This window comes from Brevundimonas sp. MEB006b (assembly GCF_030209705.1).
Lineage (GTDB): Bacteria > Pseudomonadota > Alphaproteobacteria > Caulobacterales > Caulobacteraceae > Brevundimonas.
Window position 1 is genome coordinate 289,363 of sequence record NZ_JARVRL010000002.1, and the last position, 17,255, is coordinate 306,617.

16 protein-coding genes are annotated in these 17,255 nt (G+C 67.1%); 6 read left to right on the forward strand and 10 right to left on the reverse strand.

The window, feature by feature from the left end:
- Window positions 1–15 precede the first annotated feature (15 nt).
- The 3 genes from QRN13_RS03065 to QRN13_RS03075 all read left to right on the forward strand — a co-directional run bounded on the left by QRN13_RS03065 (window position 16) and on the right by QRN13_RS03075 (window position 1,838).
- On the forward strand, window positions 16–216 hold the full coding sequence (locus tag QRN13_RS03065) for a hypothetical protein (protein WP_055752934.1): 201 nt from the start codon (window positions 16–18) through the stop codon (window positions 214–216).
- 147 nt (window positions 217–363) lie between these two features.
- Window positions 364–837, forward strand: a complete 474-nt coding sequence (gene greA, locus QRN13_RS03070) for a transcription elongation factor GreA (RefSeq protein WP_055752933.1) — start codon at window positions 364–366, stop codon at window positions 835–837.
- Between the two features lie 5 nt (window positions 838–842).
- Window positions 843–1,838, forward strand: a complete 996-nt coding sequence (locus QRN13_RS03075) for a mitochondrial fission ELM1 family protein (protein ID WP_284876809.1) — start codon at window positions 843–845, stop codon at window positions 1,836–1,838.
- Window positions 1,839–1,958: 120 nt separating this feature from the next.
- On the opposite strand, the gene QRN13_RS03080 is transcribed toward QRN13_RS03075, so the two are convergent.
- Complete coding sequence (locus tag QRN13_RS03080) at window positions 1,959–2,246, reverse strand: glycine zipper domain-containing protein (RefSeq protein WP_284876810.1); 288 nt, start codon at window positions 2,244–2,246, stop codon at window positions 1,959–1,961.
- A gap of 69 nt (window positions 2,247–2,315) precedes the next feature.
- Here QRN13_RS03080 and trxB point away from each other — a divergent pair, with 69 nt between their 5' ends.
- Entirely contained in the window at window positions 2,316–3,323 is a 1,008-nt protein-coding gene (gene trxB, locus QRN13_RS03085) for a thioredoxin-disulfide reductase (protein WP_284876811.1), read from the forward strand.
- A gap of 16 nt (window positions 3,324–3,339) precedes the next feature.
- Here the strand turns inward: trxB and QRN13_RS03090 are convergent, their stop codons facing one another.
- From QRN13_RS03090 to QRN13_RS03105, 4 genes are all read right to left on the reverse strand, one after another.
- A complete protein-coding gene (locus QRN13_RS03090; RefSeq protein WP_284876812.1) occupies window positions 3,340–4,299 on the reverse strand; it encodes an aldo/keto reductase in 960 nt (319 codons plus the stop codon).
- Window positions 4,300–4,369: 70 nt separating this feature from the next.
- Window positions 4,370–4,777 (reverse strand): response regulator, encoded by a 408-nt coding sequence (locus tag QRN13_RS03095; protein ID WP_055806060.1) that lies wholly within the window; start codon window positions 4,775–4,777, stop codon window positions 4,370–4,372.
- A 62-nt stretch (window positions 4,778–4,839) separates the two neighbouring features.
- Entirely contained in the window at window positions 4,840–6,777 is a 1,938-nt protein-coding gene (locus QRN13_RS03100) for a PAS domain-containing protein (protein ID WP_284876813.1), read from the reverse strand.
- 79 nt (window positions 6,778–6,856) lie between these two features.
- Window positions 6,857–8,038 carry a cell wall hydrolase gene (locus QRN13_RS03105; protein WP_284876814.1) on the reverse strand — a complete coding sequence of 394 codons (1,182 nt, stop codon included), beginning with the start codon at window positions 8,036–8,038 and terminating at the stop codon, window positions 6,857–6,859.
- Between the two features lie 236 nt (window positions 8,039–8,274).
- Here QRN13_RS03105 and QRN13_RS03110 point away from each other — a divergent pair, with 236 nt between their 5' ends.
- Window positions 8,275–11,514 carry a PAS domain S-box protein gene (locus QRN13_RS03110; RefSeq protein ID WP_284876815.1) on the forward strand — a complete coding sequence of 1,080 codons (3,240 nt, stop codon included), beginning with the start codon at window positions 8,275–8,277 and terminating at the stop codon, window positions 11,512–11,514.
- Between the two features lie 83 nt (window positions 11,515–11,597).
- On the opposite strand, the gene QRN13_RS03115 is transcribed toward QRN13_RS03110, so the two are convergent.
- Together QRN13_RS03115 and QRN13_RS03120 are read right to left on the reverse strand one after the other, a co-directional pair.
- Entirely contained in the window at window positions 11,598–11,954 is a 357-nt protein-coding gene (locus QRN13_RS03115; protein WP_055752926.1) for a DUF6481 family protein, read from the reverse strand.
- A 246-nt stretch (window positions 11,955–12,200) separates the two neighbouring features.
- On the reverse strand, window positions 12,201–12,386 hold the full coding sequence (locus QRN13_RS03120) for a hypothetical protein (RefSeq protein WP_284876816.1): 186 nt from the start codon (window positions 12,384–12,386) through the stop codon (window positions 12,201–12,203).
- Between the two features lie 511 nt (window positions 12,387–12,897).
- Between QRN13_RS03120 and QRN13_RS03125 the strand changes: the two genes are divergently transcribed.
- Window positions 12,898–13,959, forward strand: coding sequence for a cell wall hydrolase (locus QRN13_RS03125; RefSeq protein ID WP_284876817.1), 1,062 nt, complete (start codon window positions 12,898–12,900; stop codon window positions 13,957–13,959).
- A 21-nt stretch (window positions 13,960–13,980) separates the two neighbouring features.
- Here QRN13_RS03125 and nadC read toward each other — a convergent pair whose 3' ends face one another.
- The 3 genes from nadC to QRN13_RS03140 are packed head-to-tail and all read right to left on the reverse strand — an operon-like array spanning window position 13,981 to window position 17,206.
- The gene (nadC, locus tag QRN13_RS03130; protein WP_284876818.1) at window positions 13,981–14,838 is read right to left on the reverse strand and encodes a carboxylating nicotinate-nucleotide diphosphorylase; all 858 of its coding nucleotides are present in this window, start codon (window positions 14,836–14,838) and stop codon (window positions 13,981–13,983) included.
- Entirely contained in the window at window positions 14,835–16,349 is a 1,515-nt protein-coding gene (locus QRN13_RS03135; RefSeq protein ID WP_284876819.1) for an L-aspartate oxidase, read from the reverse strand. Before QRN13_RS03135 ends, nadC begins: the two co-directional genes overlap by 4 nt.
- Window positions 16,346–17,206: a metalloprotease gene (locus QRN13_RS03140; RefSeq protein WP_284876820.1), complete on the reverse strand. Its 861-nt coding sequence runs from the start codon at window positions 17,204–17,206 to the stop codon at window positions 16,346–16,348. The genes QRN13_RS03135 and QRN13_RS03140 overlap by 4 nt, the downstream gene beginning before the upstream one ends.
- Between the last annotated feature and the right edge of the window lie 49 nt (window positions 17,207–17,255).

Genomic DNA, 17,255 nt, shown 5'->3' on the forward strand with positions numbered 1-17,255 from the left:
GGGCGTTAAGGTCTCATGCGCCTTCAAACTATTCAGATCGTGGCCGGATTGGCTGCTGCCGTCGCCTTCGTCCTCGCCTTCATGGCGGCAGGAGCCGCCCTGATCTCGGGCGTCTTCATGCTCGCCGGCCTCGCCGCCGTCGGTTGGCTGGCCTACAGCCTCATAAAGGGCGTCCTGCGTCGTGATCACAAGCCCGAACCGCCGGCCCGCGCCTGAGCAGTCAACCACTGCGGGCGCTGCGCTCTTGAATTCCTGAGCGAGAAACCCTAGTCTTGATGCCCGGCCGCGCCCGCCCCGCGGCCTTTTGTGTGCTTATCTCGCGTCTTTCCAGTCTCCGGGCGAACCAGAAAAATCACGACACAAATGGAAAAAGTGCCGATGACGGGCGAGGGCTACCGTGCCCTCGACGATCAACTGAAGCAATTGAAGTCGGTCGAAAGGCCGAGCGTGATCGCCGCCATTTCCGAGGCGCGTGAGCACGGCGATCTGTCCGAAAACGCCGAATACCATGCCGCCAAGGAGCGTCAGGGCTGGATCGAAGGCCAGATCGCCGAGATCGAGGATAAGATCAGCCGCGCCCAGGTCATCGACGTGTCCAAACTGTCGGGCAGTCAGGTCAAGTTCGGCGCCACGGTCACCGTGGTGGACGAGGACACCGAGGAAGAGGCCACCTATCAGATCGTCGGCGAACACGAAGCCGATGTGAAGAAGGGGAAGATCTCGATCGCCTCGCCGATCGCGCGCGCCATGATTTCCAAGGAGGTCGGTGACGTCGTGGAGGTCAACACCCCTGGCGGCGTGAAGGCCTACGAGATCCTCAAGGTCGAGTGGAAGTAACAGCGGTGGCGGGGGCAGCGTCCGCGCAGCCCCTCTCTCCCAATCCTTTGGCCATCTGGGTCGTCTCCGACGGCCGCGCCGGCATCGAGAATCAGGCGCTGGGTCTCGCCGAGGCCGTACAGCGCCTGACCCCGGCCGAGGTTACGATCAAACACATCCGCTGGCGGCCGATCTTCGACCGCCTGCCGTCGGCGTTAAAGACCCCGGCCATGCTGGCGTCCGCGCCGCCGATCTCCCCTTGGCCCGATCTGTGGATCGCCACGGGTCGTGCGACTCTGCCGCTGTCGACGCGCGTCAAGGCCTGGAGCGGCGGCAAGACCTTCGTCGTCCAGACGCAGGATCCCCGCTGGGCCAATGACCGCTACGATCTGATCGTCGCGCCCGCCCATGACGGTCTGTCGGGCGACAATGTCTTTGAAATCACCGGCTCACCCCATCGCATCACGCCCCAGCGCATCGCCGAGGCCGCGCCCGCCTTCGCCGACCGGATCGCCCCCCTGCCCCATCCGCGCGTCGCCGTGCTGATCGGCGGCAAGTCCAAGGCTTTCGACCTGACCGAGGCCCATGCAGCTGACTTGGCCGACCGGATCGCGGACGCCGTTCGAGCATCTGGCGGCGCGCTGATGCTGACCTTCTCACGTCGCACGCCCGATGCGGCGAAGGCCCTCATGACCGCTCGCCTTTCGGATCTGCCGGGGTGGATCTGGGATGGGACAGGCGAAAATCCATTGTTCGGTTTCCTGCATTTCGCCGACCACATCCTTGTCACCGAGGACAGCGCCAACATGGCGGCCGAAGCCGCCTCGACCGGCAAGCCGGTCCACGTCCTACCGATGATCCCGCTGAAAGCCGGCGACAAATTCGCTCGCCTGCACCACGACCTGCAATCGCGCGGCGCTACCCGTCCGTTCAACGGCGCGCTGGACGGCTGGACTTACGAGCCGCTGGCCGAAACCGACCGCGCCGCGCGCGCTGTCCTGGAAGCGATGCGGACGCGATAGCGCGACCCACGTCCGATCCTGACGCAGCTTCCGTCCTTTATTCCCCGAACTTGGGAGTTTGCTGAGAACGGTTCGCAAAAATTTGCACTAAAGTGCACTCAAAAAAATTGCATTGGCGTTTTAATCGCCGCCACCGCCGCTGTCTCCACCGCCGTCCAAGCTTGCGTCATGACCGCTCTGGTGATGCTTTTCCGAGGACGAAACCGCGTCGCCGCCGCTCTTTGATCCGTCGCCCTTCTTGACCTTGGCGTTCGCCGCCCCCGTCAAGGCCACGCCGAGGCCCGCTCCGATCGCTATGCCGACGCCTAGCCACAACCCCATATTGTCGGTCGCAGCGCCGATCGCCACGCCCATCCCCACCCCCATGCCGATCCCGATCGGCAGAAAGGCTGCGTTCTTGTTCGTCATCCCCATCTCCCCTGCGTGTCAGGCGAGACTAGCATCGCGCAAACGGGAATCACCGCCTAAATAGGGGCCATGACCCAAGCTCGTACCGTTCGCGTCGCCATCATCGGCTCCGGCCCCGCCGGCTGGACTGCCGCCATCTACGCCGCCCGCGCCTCGCTGAACCCCGTCGTCATCGCCGGCATCCAGCCCGGCGGCCAGCTGACCATCACCACCGACGTCGAGAACTATCCCGGCTTCGCCGACACCATCCAGGGCCCCTGGCTGATGGAGCAGATGCAGGCCCAGGCCCTGCATGTCGGGACCGAAGTCATCCACGACATCGTGGTCTCCGCCGACCTGTCGCAACGCCCGTTCCGCCTGAAGCTGGACAGCGGCGAAGAGATGCTGGCCGAGACCATCATCATCTCCACGGGCGCCCAGGCCAAATGGCTGGGGCTGGAGAGCGAGGCCGCCTATCAGGGCTTCGGCGTCTCGGCCTGCGCCACCTGCGACGGCTTCTTCTATCGCGGCAAGGAAGTCGTGGTCGTCGGCGGCGGCAACACCGCCGTCGAAGAGGCGCTGTTCCTGACCAACTTCGCCTCCAAGGTCACGGTCGTTCACCGTCGCGACGAGTTTCGCGCCGAGAAGATCCTGCAGGATCGGCTGTTCGCCCACCCCAAGGTCGAGGTGATCTGGAACTCGGCGATCGAGGAGATTGTCGGCGTCGTGGACGGCATGGCCAAAAATGTCACCGGCGTTCGGCTGAAGAATGTCCAGGACGGCTCGACCCGGGAAATTCCCGCCGACGGCGTCTTCATCGCCATCGGCCACGCCCCGTCGTCGGAACTGTTCAAGGGCCAGTTGGAGACAAACGCCGGCGGCTATCTGCGGGTCAAGCCCGGCACGGCCTCGACCGAGATCGAAGGCGTCTGGGCCGCCGGCGACGTGACCGACGACGTCTATCGCCAAGCCGTCACCGCCGCCGGCATGGGCTGCATGGCCGCCCTGGAAGTCAGCCGCTTCCTCGCCGAGGAAGACCACGCCAAGGCCCACCATCCCATCAGCCACGCCGAGGCGGAGAAGATCGGGGTCTGGTGACCCCGATCCTGCGCGATCAGTAGGCGCTCGCCTCCATCAGTTCCGCCACGTCCTCGTCCGACAGCATCAGGGTCGCCGCCTTCAGCGTGTCGGCCAGCTGTTCGGTCGAGGTCGCGCTTACAATCGGGGCCGTCACGCCCGGCTGGGCCAGCAGCCAGGCCAAGGCGACCTGGGCCGAGGTGGCCTCGGCCTTCTGGGCCACGGCGTCCAGGACCGCCAGGATACGCACGCCGCGCGGGTCGAACTTGTCCTTCAGCATTCCCTCGCGCTTGGTCCCGGCGATCTGATCGACGCTTTTGTATTTGCCGGTCAGGAAACCGCTCTCCAGGCTGAAGTAGGTGATGACGCCCAGGCCCTGTTCGACGGCCAGGTCCTGAAGTTCGCCCTCGAAGGTGTCGCGGCTGTAGAGGTTATAGTGCGGCTGGATCGTCGCATAGGCGGCCAGACCCTCGCGCTGCGAGATGTCCAGAGCTTCGGACACCTGCTCGGCCGAATGGTTGGACGTGCCGATGGCGCGCACCTTGCCGGCCTGCACCAGCTTATCCAGCGCGCGCAGCGTCTCCTCTTGCGGCGTCTTCGGGTCGGGCCAGTGGGTCTGGTACAGGTCGATATAGTCGGTCTGGAGCCGGCGCAGCGACGCCTCAACCGCCGTCTCTATCCAGGCCGGTGACAGGTCGTTGTGGCCCTGCCCCATATCCGATCCGACCTTGGTCAGGATCTTGACGTCGTCGCGCCGGCCGCGCGCCTTCAGCCACTTGCCGATGATCGTCTCGCTTTCGCCGCCGGAATGGCCCGGAACCCAGCGCGAATAGGCGTCGGCGGTGTCGATGGCGTCGAAACCGGCCTCGACGAAGGCGTCCAGCAAGGCGAATGACGTCGCCTCGTCCGCCGTCCAGCCAAAGACGTTGCCGCCGAACACCAGGGGGGCGATGTCCAGGCCGCTGGAGCCGAGCTTGCGTTTGGAAAGGGTGGTCATGCGGAGATCTCCTCTTGGGGAGACATCGACATATGCCGCATCATTGCGACCGCAACCGCCTCGGCGGCGGTCAGGCGAACAGTTGAAGACCCGGCGGCGCGTAATCGACCGGCTGTCCCTGGCGACGGCGCAGGGCGTAGTCCACAGCCGTCTGTACCGCATGTTCGTCTGTCGGTTTGGACAAGACGCCGATAGTGCCGGCGACGCCGTCACGCACCATGCCGGGGTTGGCCGTCATGAACAGGACAGACACGCCCATGTCCTGACCCAGTTCGCGGCCCAGATTGATTCCCGTGGGACCGTCGGACAGGTGGATATCGACCAGCGCCAGATCGACATCGTTCTCGCGCACCAGATCGCGCGCGGCCTGTGCGGTCGCGGCGACGCCCAGAACCTCGTGGCCGAGGTCCTCCAGGACGAACCTGAGCTCCATCGCAACGAGAGCTTCGTCTTCGATGATGAGGATACGCGCAGTCATAGTTCAATCAGTGCTCGGGAGCGTACGTAACGTCAGTGTGAGGGATAGGTTTCAATAGAAGACTAATTTGAATATCCGCCTGCCGCGCGGCGCCTCGACAGGGCCGTCGCCGGCAGGTCCACGACCACCTGGAGCCCCTCCGGCCGCCACTCGCGCGACAACCGCCCGCCGAGTTGTCCCTCGACTGAAAGGCTGGCCAAGGACGAGCCGAAGCCGGTGCGTTGCGGCATGCCCTGGATGACCGGACCGCCCGTTTCCGACCAGGTCAGGACGAAGCGGTCTTCCTGCCGTTCCGTCGTCAGCGTGACCACGCCGCCACGCTCGGATAGCGCGCCGTATTTGGCGGCGTTGGTCGCCAATTCATGGAACAGCAAGGCCACGGAGGTCGCTGCCTGATCGTCGAAGACGGCGTCCTCGCCGCGGATGACGACGCGTGAACCGCCCGTCTCGTCCGCATAGGCCTTGAACAGGTCGGACAGGAAGGAATGCAGGGTTGTCGCCCCGATCGTGGTCTTGGACGTCTCGGTGTGCGGCCGCACGAACTCATGCGCCCGGGCCAGGGCGGCGATGCGTGTGCGGAGAGAGGCCGAAAACGCCTTGGCTTCCGGATACTGGCGCGCCGAAAGGGCGACCAGGGCGGTGACAACGGCGAAGATGTTCTTGATCCGGTGGCTCAGCTCCTGGCTGACCAGCTCGCGGCCCTGCTCCAGCCGCTTCAACTCGTCGATGTCGGTGCATGTGCCGAACCAGCGCGTGATCTGGTCGTCTTCATCACGGATCGCCACCGCGCGTCCCAGCGTCCAGCGATAGACGCCGCTATTATGCTTCAGGCGGTATTCGATTTCGTAGGGTTCTCCCGTCTCAAGCGAATGCCGCCAAGCCGCCCAGGCTCGCTCCTGATCATCCTGATGGAACATGTCGTTCCAGCCTTCGCCGTCGGTAGAGCCGACCGGCACGCCGGTGAACTCATACCAACGCGCATTGTAGTAGTCGTGGAAACCGTCGGGCTGGGTGGACCAGACCATCTGCGGCATGGCGTCGGCCAGAACCCGGAACCGGGTCTCGCTCTCACTGAGAGCACGAGCGGTTTCGGCGAGGTCTGTCTCGATGGTCTTGCGTTCGGTGATATCCACCGCGACGCCGGGGAAGCGGATCGGCTTGCCCTCTGCGTCGAAATAGACCTGACCGCGCGCCAGAACCCAACGCACGTCATCGCCTTGGCCCAGACGATATTCGCTGACGAAGGCGCCGTCGCCCGTCATGGCCCGGTCGATCTCGTCGGTGACGCGTTGGGCGTCGTCGGGATGGACGCTGGAGGTGAAAACCTCGATAGCCGCGCCCTCGCGCGCGGCTTCGGGATCCACGCCATACATCCGCGCAAAGCGTTCGTCGGCGATCACGCGGTTTTCGGGAATGTCCCAGTCCCAGGCCCCGACATAGGCCGAGGCCTCCATCGCCAACCGCGCGGTGCGGTCGCTGAGGTCCCGGTCCAACAAGGCGCGCCGCAGCTCCAATTGCGTCATCACCTGTTGCGCCAGGGTCTTGAGCGCGATCAGCTGAAGCTCGGTCAGCCCTTGCGGGCGCGGCGTGTCGTCCAGCACGCACAGGGCGCCCAGCGGCACGCCGTCGGGCGTCCTCAGCGGATAGCCGGCATAGAAGCGGATGTGCGGCGCGCCCGTCACCAGGTCATTGTCGATGAAGCGGTCGTCCTGCATCGCGTCGGGGATGACCATGACGTCGTCGCCCAGCATGGCGTGGGCGCAGAACGACAGCGGGCGCGGCGTTTCGCGCACGCCCAGACCGACCTCGGACTTGAACCACTGACGCTGGGAATCGACCAGACTGACGGCGGCCATCGGCGCCTCACAGATGCGCGCGGCGAGCGACGCCAGATCGTCGAACGACCCTTCGGGCGTCGTGTCCAGGACGCCGTAACTTGTCAGGGCCTTCAGACGGTCGCCTTCGTCCCACCTCGGACAATCGACTTCGGGGTGGGTCAAGCAGGCGTCCTCGCTGGGCCGGTCAGGTCCGGCCATCGACATCAATGCTCGGAGTGGCGAAGCGTTGCAATGCAGGATGTCAGTTCGCGGGGCGACCGACTTCCTCCACATCCATTGTCGTGACGCCCGCGGGCGCCGGAGCGGCGGGTTTGATCGACGATGCGGGCCGCTCCAGGGCGTTCAGGCGCGCGTTGATGGCGGCGACTTCGTCACGCGTGGGCAGGCGGCGACCGCCCAGGCTGACCACACCGACGACCCGCTGCTGACCATCGATCTCGACCGTCTTCAGAGGCGCGTCTTTCAGCGGAGCGTCGGGATCGGCGCCGCCGGTTGCAGATCCGGCGGCGATCGTCATGCGCGGACGCGAGAAACGCGCCTCGTCGATCGCCGGCTCGCGCCCATTGTAGGTTTTGCGGAAGGCGGCCGTTTCGCCATAGACGCCCTTCCAACGATAGAAGATGTGCGCGCCGATCTGCGTCACCTTGGCCACCGTCGGCGCCCACCAGGGATGCACATAGTCGGCGTGATAGTGGGTGGCTGTGCCGACTTCCTGAGCCACGGCGCCGTTCAGCGCGCGCTCCGCCACCTTGCGCGCCCGCTCCCACGCCCAGCCGACCGGCGCCTGGCCTAGCGAGCCGTCGCAGGTGAAGCTGAACTGACATCCCGTGACGCGTTCGGCGCCCTCGAACACCACGCCGCAGACGGTGTTGGCGTAGTTCGGATCGCGCACGCGGTTCAGGACCACCTGGGCCACGCCCGCCTGGCCGTTGTCCGGCTCCAGCGCCGCCTCATAATAGACCGCCTGGGTCAGACAGCGCAAAGCCCGCCTGCGATCCTCGGCGCTGCCCTTGAACACGAAAGGCAAGGCGGGACGCAGCGCGCCGGACGCGGGCGCCATGGCTGCGTTCAGACGTTGGGCCTCGAGGCCGCTCTTGCCCGACTCCAGACCTGGCTTGCCGGCCAGCGTCAAGCTCTCCCAGCCCGGCGTCAGTCCGTAGAGAGCCGGCTGCAGAAGGTTGGGATCATGCCGCATGGCGACGGCCAGCTGCGACGACGTCAATCGCCCCTTGATCGCGGCCAACCCGCCCGCGCCGAGGTCGCCGCCGGTGATGCGCGAGACAGCCTCTGCCGTCCGATCCATATCGGGTCGCACGCTGGACCCCGCCGCCATGGCGACGCCCAGCACCGCGCCGGCCGCGGGCAAGGCCGCCGCCGAACGCCGCAGCGCCTTCCACATCGTCTTCCAGGGCAACCGGGTCATTCAGGGTCCAATAGCCGCGATCGGCGCACCGGCCTTTCGCTGAGATCGCGCGTCTAGTCCGACTTATAGGCCATTTTCCGGCGCCACGACGACCGCCGTTATCGCACCCCTTTGCGCGTCAGGGGTGGTCGCCCCAAACGCAAGGTGTAAAGCTATGTTCCAGCGGCGCAAACGCGTCGCTGGTGGGGCGAACCGACGATATGAGCGCAGGCGGATCGAAAGGGCGGATCGCAGGCATGGATCGCTGGCTGGTCGGCCTGGCGCGCTTGCCCGCGACCTCTGCGTCGCGTCGTCTTTTGATCGGGATCGGCATCGGGCTCGCCGGGCTGGTGATACGGGCGGCGGCGTCGCCGCTGTATGGCGAGGTGACCGGCTTCACCATCCTGTTGCCTGCGGTGACGCTGGCGGCGCTGGCGGCCGGCTGGACCGGCGCCCTGGCGGCGCTTGCGGTCTGCACCGGCGGCGGCTGGGCGATCGTCGCCCTGACGGCGACCGGTCGCGATGGCGTGCTTGACGCAATCGGCGGTGCGGCGACCTGGAATTTCGTTCTCGTCGGCCTGTTCATCGCGGCAGTTGGCGCGTCGCTGCGCAAGGCTCTGTCGCGGCTGAGTGAAAGCGAGACCCGGTTCCGCGAACTGGCCGATACCGCCCCCTCGCCGATCTGGCTGCTGGACGCCAAGGGCGAGTTCGAGTTCGTCAACGCCGCCGTCTTCGCCTTGCATGGGCTGGACATCGAGGCGTTGCGCGAGGGCGGCTGGAAGACGGCCGTGCACCCCGACGATTTGGAGACCGTAAAGGCGGCCGAGAAGGCCGGCGCCGCTGATCGCAAGCCGTTTCAGATGGAGGCGCGCGTTCAGGGACAGGACGGCGTCTGGCGCTGGATGCGGGCCGTCGTGCGTCCACGCTTCGATGGCCAAGGCGCCTTCGTCGGCTATGCCGGCATTTCGTTCGACGTGACCGAAACCCACGAGGCGCTGGATGCCGCAGCGCGCGCCGCGCGCCGTCAGGCGTTCCTGCTGGACCTCAGCGACCGACTGCGCGACCTGACAGATCCCGAAGACATCATGGCCGATGTGGAGAGCACCCTTGGCGCCCTGCTGGATGTCGAGCGGGTGGGCTATGGCGAGGTGGATCAGGCAGCAGGCGTCGTCTCCATGAGCCGCGACTGGACCGCCGGCGTCGAAAGCGCCCAAGGTCAGTTCAGCCTGAACGCCTTTGGCGAAGGTCTCATAGCGGACCTGAACGCAGGCCGCACTATTCAGATTTCCGATGTGCGCGAGGACCCTCGCACGGCGGCGGTCGCCGACGCCTTCGACGCCATCCAGACCCGCGCCCTGGTTCGCGCGCCGCTGATCCGCACCGGACGCCTGCGCGCATTTCTCTATGTCCATTCCGCGACCCCGCGCGACTGGACCGAGGCCGAGGTGAGCCTTGTCGAGGAAGTCGCCGCGCGCACTTGGGCCGAGGTCGAGCGCGCCCGCGCGGAAAACGAGACCCGTGAGAGCGAGCAGCGGTTCCGCGCCATCGCCGACACCGCCCCGGTGCTCATCTGGGTCACCAAACAGGATCGCACGCGCGCCTTCGTCAACCGCGCCTATGTCGATTTCCATGGCTCGAACTATCAGACCGTCCTTAACCTGGATTGGCGCAGCGCGCTGCATCCCGAAGATCAGGCGCGGATCCTGGCGGAATCTCTGAGCGGCGAGGCGACGCGCGAGCCTTTTTCGATGGAGGCGCGCTATCGCCGCCACGATGGCGAATGGCGTTGGCTGAAGTCCTTCTCCCGCCCCCGTCTGGCGGGTCAGGACGTCGTCGGCTTCGTGGGCGTGGCGTTCGACGTGACGGACATGCGCACGGCCCAGGCGCGACTGGAGGAATCCGAAAACCGCTTCCGCACCGTCGCCGACAGTGCGCCCGCCCTGATCTGGATGAGCGACGACGCCGCCCAGATGGTGTTTGCCAACAGGCGCTATCGCACCTTCTTCGGCGTGGAGGCCGATGCGCACCTGCCTGATAGCTGGCGACGCCTGATCCACCCGGACGATGAAGGGGTCTTCGCCGCCGCCTTCATGCGCGCCTTCGAGGCCCGGGATCGGTTCGAGGCGCTGACGCGGATCAACCACCCGACGCTCGGCCCGCGCTGGCTGCGAACCGAAGGCGTGCCGCGCTTCGACGCCTCGGGCCTATTCCAGGGTTATGTCGGCGCCTGCCTTGATGTGACCGATGCCAAGCGGGCCGAAGACGACCTCAAACGCATCAATGAACTGCTGGAAGAACGGGTCGATGAAGCCCTGATCGAAAAGGCCCAGGCCGAGGCGCAACTGGTCCACGCCCAGCGTATGGAGGCGGTCGGGCGGCTGACCGGCGGGGTCGCGCATGACTTCAACAATCTGCTGACCGTCGTGATCGGCGCTTTGGACATCATCTTGCGCAGCGAGGATGCGGCCAAGCGCAAGAAGCTGGGCGAGGCGGCGCTGGCGGCGGCGCGACGGGGTGAGAGCCTGACGCATCAGCTGCTGGCCTTCTCGCGTCGTCAGGCGCTGCGGCCCGAGCCCATCGACCTGAACGCCCTGATCCGCGAGAGCGAACCGCTGCTGCGTCGGGCCGTCGGCGAGGCGGTGGACTTCAAGGTCAAGCTGAAGCGCGGCGGCGCGCCCGCCAATGTCGATCCGGCCCAGTTCGAAGCCGCGCTGCTGAACCTGATCGTGAATGCGCGCGACGCCCTGGGCGATGTGACCGGGGCCAAGGGCCGCCAAGCCCGCATCACCGTGCAGACGCGGACCTGCACGGTCGAGGCCGGACAGATCGCAGAGCTGGCGGCCGGCGACTATGTCTGCGTCAGCGTCGCCGACAATGGCGAAGGCATGTCGCCGGACATCCGCGACCGGGTGTTCGAACCCTTCTTCACCACCAAGGGCGTCGGCAAAGGGACGGGCCTGGGGCTGAGCCAGGTTTATGGATTCGCGCGCCAATCGGGCGGCGGCGTCCAGATCATCTCAGAGCCGGGACGCGGGGCCGAGATCTGCATCTTCCTGCCGCCCCTGTCGGCAGACGACGCCGCGATGACGTTGAACCTGGTCACCGCCGATGGCGCCCCCTTGGTCGAGGGCGGGCGGATGTTGCTGGTGGAGGACGACGCCGGCGTCGCCGCCATCGCGCTCGAAATCCTGGAAGGTTTCGGGCTGGAGGTCGACTGGGCCGAGACGGGCGACGATGCGCTGAAGTTCCTTCAGGCAGACGACTTCGATCTGATGCTGACCGATGTGGTGATGCCCGGCGGCATGAGCGGGATCGATTTGGCGCGCGAGGCGGCGGCGCGCTGGCCGGACCTGCGGATCGCCCTGACCTCGGGCTACGTCGGCGAGGACGTGGATGCGGTGCTAGCCGACACGGTCTGGCCGCTGCTGCGCAAACCCTATTCGTCGGATCAGTTGCGCGCCCTGCTGGAACGCCTCAGCGCCGCGACGACGAACTAACTAACTAACAAGGGAACTGACGGCCAAAGAAAAACGCGCCGCAGCGATGCGACGCGTCGATCTGTTTGGAGCTGCAGCTGGATTTAGCGGCGGGCCTTGCGGGCGGCGTAACGCGCGTCGCGCTTGGCCTTCTGCTCTTCCTTGGTCAGTTGCTTGCGCGCCTTGCGGTCGGCGCGCTTTTCCGCGTCGATCTCTTCCTGGGCGGCGAGTTCGGCGGCCAGACGAGCGGCTTCCTTTTCAGCCTTTTCACGACGCTGCTCGGCCTTGGCTAGCTCGTGCTGCTGACGCAGAGCTTCCTTTTCGGCGGCGCGCTTTTCAGCCAGACGCTCGAACTCGGGATCGGGCGCGGCGGCCTTGGGCTTGAATTTGGCGAGCAGGGCCTTCTTGGCCTCTTGCTGGGCGGTAATGCGGTCGGAGAATCCGGTCTTCAGATCTTTCATGCGAAAGCGTCAGGGTTCCTTGTGAGCGACCAGGGCGGTCGTCGGGGGTCAGGCTGCGCCACGCACGGCCCGAAGCGGGGCGCACAAAGCCGATAAGCGCGCGAAAATCAAGGTTCGCAGCCCGCAAATCGGCCCGATGCGTCATTTGGAGCGTCGCGGCGGCGTGGCCGCAACACTTCGATCAGATAGGCGCCGCAGGCCTGATCGCAAGCGCGGCGATAAGAGCGTGCGTCGACCGAGGCGGTCTTAGTTCGGCTTCTGCGCTTGGCCGACAGCCGTCCCGGCCGCACCGCCCACGGCGGCGCCGACCGGGCCGCCGACGACCGCGCCGGCGATAGCACCGCTGGCGGCCTTCTGTTCGATGGTCGCGCCACAGGCGGACAGGGCGATGGCCGCCGCAGCCGCTACGGTCGCGGTGATAATTTTTGTCATGGGTTTCTCTCCAAAGGCCACGCTTGAACGCGAACGCGGCATAGCGGTTCCTGGCTTAGGCTCTAGTTGCGCCGACGACCACCGCCACAATTCTAAACAGCTTTGTTCGCTCCAGTTAGTTTGCTGCGATGCAGCATATCTAGACATAACAAGTTCAACTGTTGATGGATACAGTATTCGATCTATAGATTTATCTAGTCTTGCCGTTTTGCAGCCACACGGGTCGCCGCGACTGAAAAATACCTACCAAATCCGAGGCGTTAACCATCGGATTGCGAATCGAACACATTGAGGCCATAAAAGGCTGGCTAAAGGCCCGTCCTCGACGCCCGGGCCACTGAGCCGAGCGCCGGAATTTGCAGGCTGGACCGCGACCGCAATGGGTCGCCTCGCCGGCAAGACTACCCCGGGGGCCGCGTTTCTCGCCCTGCTGAACAGGACTACCTCGTTGTCGCATTCTTCGCAGACGCGCGCCATTTTGCGCGCCGATCGTGTGGCCAAGATCAAGCCCATGACGGCTGCTGCAGCCTTTGGCGGTCTGTTGGGACTGGCGATCGGATGCGCCTATCTGGGCGGCACGACGGCGCGCGCGACGACGCTGCGCGCCCAGGCCGAACGGATTCAAGGCGCCACCGCCGCCGGTTTCACGGAAGAAGCCCTCGCCGCCGCCGCCGGCGGCCTCGACGCCAGCGCCCTGACCATCGCGCGTCGACACGATCCCTACACCAGCGCGGGCTCGGCCCAGCGCGATCGCCAGGCCGAACTGCTGGCCGCCCGTCTCGAACAACTCCGTGCGCCGGGCGACCCCAACCTTCGCCGCGCCAGCCTGACAGCACCGACCGCCGCGCCCGCGTTCCGCGTCGCCAACGCCCTGGACGCCAGCCGCGATCTCGATTGCCTGACCCAAGCCGTCTATTATGAGGCCCGTGGCGAAGGCGCCGACGGCATGAAGGCCGTGGCCCAGGTCGTCCTGAACCGCGTTCGCCACCCCGCCTTCCCCAAGACCGTCTGCGGCGTCGTCTTCCAGGGCGCAGCGCGCAGCACCGGTTGCCAATTCTCCTTCACCTGCTCCGGCGCGATGCGCGGCCGCGTCAACCAGGCCGCCTGGAACCGCGCCAGGACCGTGGCCTCGAACGCCATGTCGGGGTCGGTCTTCTCGCGCGTCGGCAATGCGACCCATTTCCACACCACAGCCGTGACGCCGGGTTGGCGTTCGTCGCTGGTGCAGGTCAGCCAGGTCGGCAGCCATCTGTTCTATCGCTTCGGCGGCCGCTCAAGCACCGGCGGGACCTTTACCTACGCCGCACGCCGCGCGGCGCCGGCGGACCAGCCGCGCCTGATCCAGGCCGGCCTCAACCCGGTCGAAACCGCGCGTCAGGCCGGACAGGCGGTCGCCTATTCGATGGTGCTGGCGCAGGAAGGTCGCGCCCTGCCCACGCCAGCTGCCCAGTCGACGACGCCTTCGCCCTCCGCCACACGTGCCGCCGCGGCCCAACCGGCTTCCCGCGCCGCGCGGGCGAACGACACGCCGGCCAAGACCGACGTCGCCGAGACGGCCTCCAGCCCCGCTTGATCGGCGGAGGCCTGGAAGCCTTCAGAACGCATCCAGGCCGATATCGAGAACCGGCGCCGAATGGGTCAGGGCGCCGACCGAGATGACGTCCACGCCCGTCTCGGCGATGCCGCGCACCGTCGTCAGATCGACCCCGCCCGAGGCCTCCAGCACGATCCGCCCTGCGACGCGCGCCACGGCGGCGCGCAGGGCGTCGAGGCTGAAGTTGTCCAGCATGATGACATCGGGCGCCGCGCCCTCGTCGATCAGAGCCAATACGGCGCCCAGTTGATCCAGCCCATCGACCTCGACCTCGACCTTCATCAAATGCGGGGCGAAGGCCTTGGCCCGCCGCACCGCCTCGGCGACGCCGCCACAGACAGCGACGTGGTTGTCCTTGATCAGGATGGCGTCATCCAGCCCGAAGCGATGGTTGATACCGCCGCCGCAGGCCACGGCGTGCTTCTCCAGCGCGCGCAGGCCTGGCGTGGTCTTGCGCGTATCCGCGATCCGCGCCTTGGTCCCGGCGACGGCTTCGACATAGGTGCGCGTCAAGGTCGCCACCCCGCTGAGCCGTCCGACCAGATTGAGCGCCGTCCGCTCGGCCGAGAGGAAGGCCCGCGCGTCGGCCTCGACAACCGCCAGCACGGCGCCGGCCTCGAAGGCGTCGCCATCCCTCAGCCGCAGATCGACCGAGGCGTTGGGGTCCATGGCCAGCACGGCCAAGCGCACGCAGTCGATGCCGGCCAGCACGCCGGGTTTTCTGGCCGCAAAGGCCGCCTTCATCCGCGCATCCTCTGGGATGCATGCCATGGCGGTCATGTCGCCGGCACGACCCAGATCCTCGGCCAGGGCCATACGGACGACGGGTTCGATCAGGACATCGGGAAGTCGTCTCATTCCGCCGCCTCCAACGCCGCCGGGTATGGCATCCGCACACGCGTATGCACAGCGACCCCGTCCGTCTGCGGATAGTCCGACCGGTAGTGCCCGCCCCGGCTCTCATGCCGGTCCAGCGCCGCCTGAGCGATGAGCCGCGCCGCCAACAGAACGGCCGCCGGCCCGTACTGGCTCTCCAGCCGGTCGATCAGGGCGATCAGGCCCGACAGCCCCTCTGCATCACGCACCACACCCGCATGCGCCGTCATGGCGGTCCGCAGTTCGGCCATCGCTGCATCCGGCAGGTCAGGCGAAATATCAGCCGTCAAGGCGCGGCCGCCGCCGAGTTCCTCGGCCGCCGACCGGCCCGCGCGCCGACCGAAGGCCGCCGCTTCCAGCAGGGAGTTGGACGCCAGCCGGTTGGCGCCGTGCACGCCGGTCGCCGCGCATTCTCCGACCGCATAAAGGCCCGCAACCGTCGTGCGGCCGTCCGCGTCGGCGGCGATCCCGCCCATGTGATAGTGGCAGGCCGCCATCACCGGGATTGGGCTGACGCGCGGGTCCAGCCCAGCGCGCATGCAGGCGGCGAAGACGGCGGGAAACGCATGGGGAAACTCGTCCCCGATCGCCGTGCGCGCATCCAGAAAGGCCCCTCGCCCGTCCGCGCGCGCCGCATGGACCGCTCGCGCCACCACGTCGCGCGGTTTCAGATCGGCGTCGGCCTCGTCGCCCAATAGAAAGCGCCCCTGACCATCGATCAGCCGCGCGCCCTCGCCCCTTAGAGCCTCGGTCGCCAGCGGCGCGGGGTCCAGTCCCACGTCGATGGCGGTGGGGTGGAATTGCACGAACTCGGGATCGAGAATTTCCACCCCGGCTCGCGCGGCCAACGCCATCCCCTCGCCCTTCAACACCGCTGGCGTCGTGGTCGCCGTGAACAGACCACCCGCCCCGCCTGTGGCCAGCACCACCGCCGTCACCGTGATCTCGACCAGGCGGTCGCCACGCATCACCACCGCCCCGACTACTCGGCCGTCGGCGTCCTGAAGCAAAGCCTTCAGCCGCGCGTCGTCCCAGACCTCGATCAGCTTTTCAGCCCGCACCGCGGCAACGACGGCCGACAGGATGGCCCGGCCCGCCCCGTCGCCGCCGACCCGGGCCACGCGCGGAACGGAATGGGCCGCCTCGAGGCTGACGACGAAGCCGCCGTCCGCATCCTGATCGAACGGCGCGCCCAGGGCCGCCAGCCACTCCACCGTCTCACGCCCGGCGTCGGTCAGGGCGCGCGCCGCGACCGGCTCGACCAGACCCGCGCCCGCCGCCTCCGTATCCTTGGCGTGCAATGCGGCCGAATCCTGCGCCGTCAGCGCCGCCGCCATCCCGCCCTGCGCCCAGGCGGACGAACAGGCGTTCAGCAAGGGCTCGGGCGTCACGACGAGAACCTTCGCGCCGGTCTTGGCCCCCTCCAGCGCGGCCGACAGCCCCGCCAGGCCCGCCCCGACGATCAGAGGTCCGTCATGCCGCATTCGGTTCATCGTCCAAAGCCCAAATAGTTGAGGCCCAACTGCACCGCGCCGGCCGGATCACCCCCCGTCATCGGCATCAGCGCGCCGACGGCCGCCGCCGCGCACACCGCCAGGGTCAGCAGATAGAGGGCCAAGCTCTTGGCCGCCTCGGGCCAGCTCAGCGTTCCCCAGGCCGGACGCCAGACGCCGCGCTTCAGATGGCTGAACACCGACAGAGCCAGGAAGGCGGCCAGGATGAACCGCCCGGTCGTCAGCCCCCACCAGACCACCGCCACGCCGATCACCAGCAGCACGATCTGCTCCAGACGCGGATGCACACGCGTCAGCACCGGGCCAAGAGCCTTGGATCCATCCAGAGGCGGCGCAGGCACGAGGTTCACGAGGTTGAGCATGGCGATGAAGAAGGCGCCAATCAGCCACTCCCCCTGGCCGAGCACGATCCAGACCCCGACGAAGGGGATCATCGCCAGCAGGCCGAACGCCGGTCCGGCCAACGACACCAGAACCCCGTCCCACTCGCTTTTCGGCTCACGCCGCGCCTTGGCCAGGCCGCCAAGGAAGGGGATGATGTAGATGCGGGCCGGCCCCATGCCGAGCTTGTTCATCACCAGAGCGTGACCCGCCTCATGGACGAACAGGCCGATCAGCACCGCGCCCGCCACGATGGCGCTGCCCGTGATCCACCACAGGAAGCCGCCCATCAACGCCGTGGACAGCATCGCCCACACCAGGCTCTGGTCCTTCTCGACCGGCGCTTCGACTGCCGGCGTCGGCGCGGTTTCACGCGCCGACGTCGCTTCGGGCTTGGCGTCCCAAGGTCCCGGCGTACGGCCAGGCGTCTGATCTGTGGTGTCTGTGTTGCTCATGGCGTCCAGATGGGCGCGGACGACCGTCCCGTCGCCGGGACCGATCGCC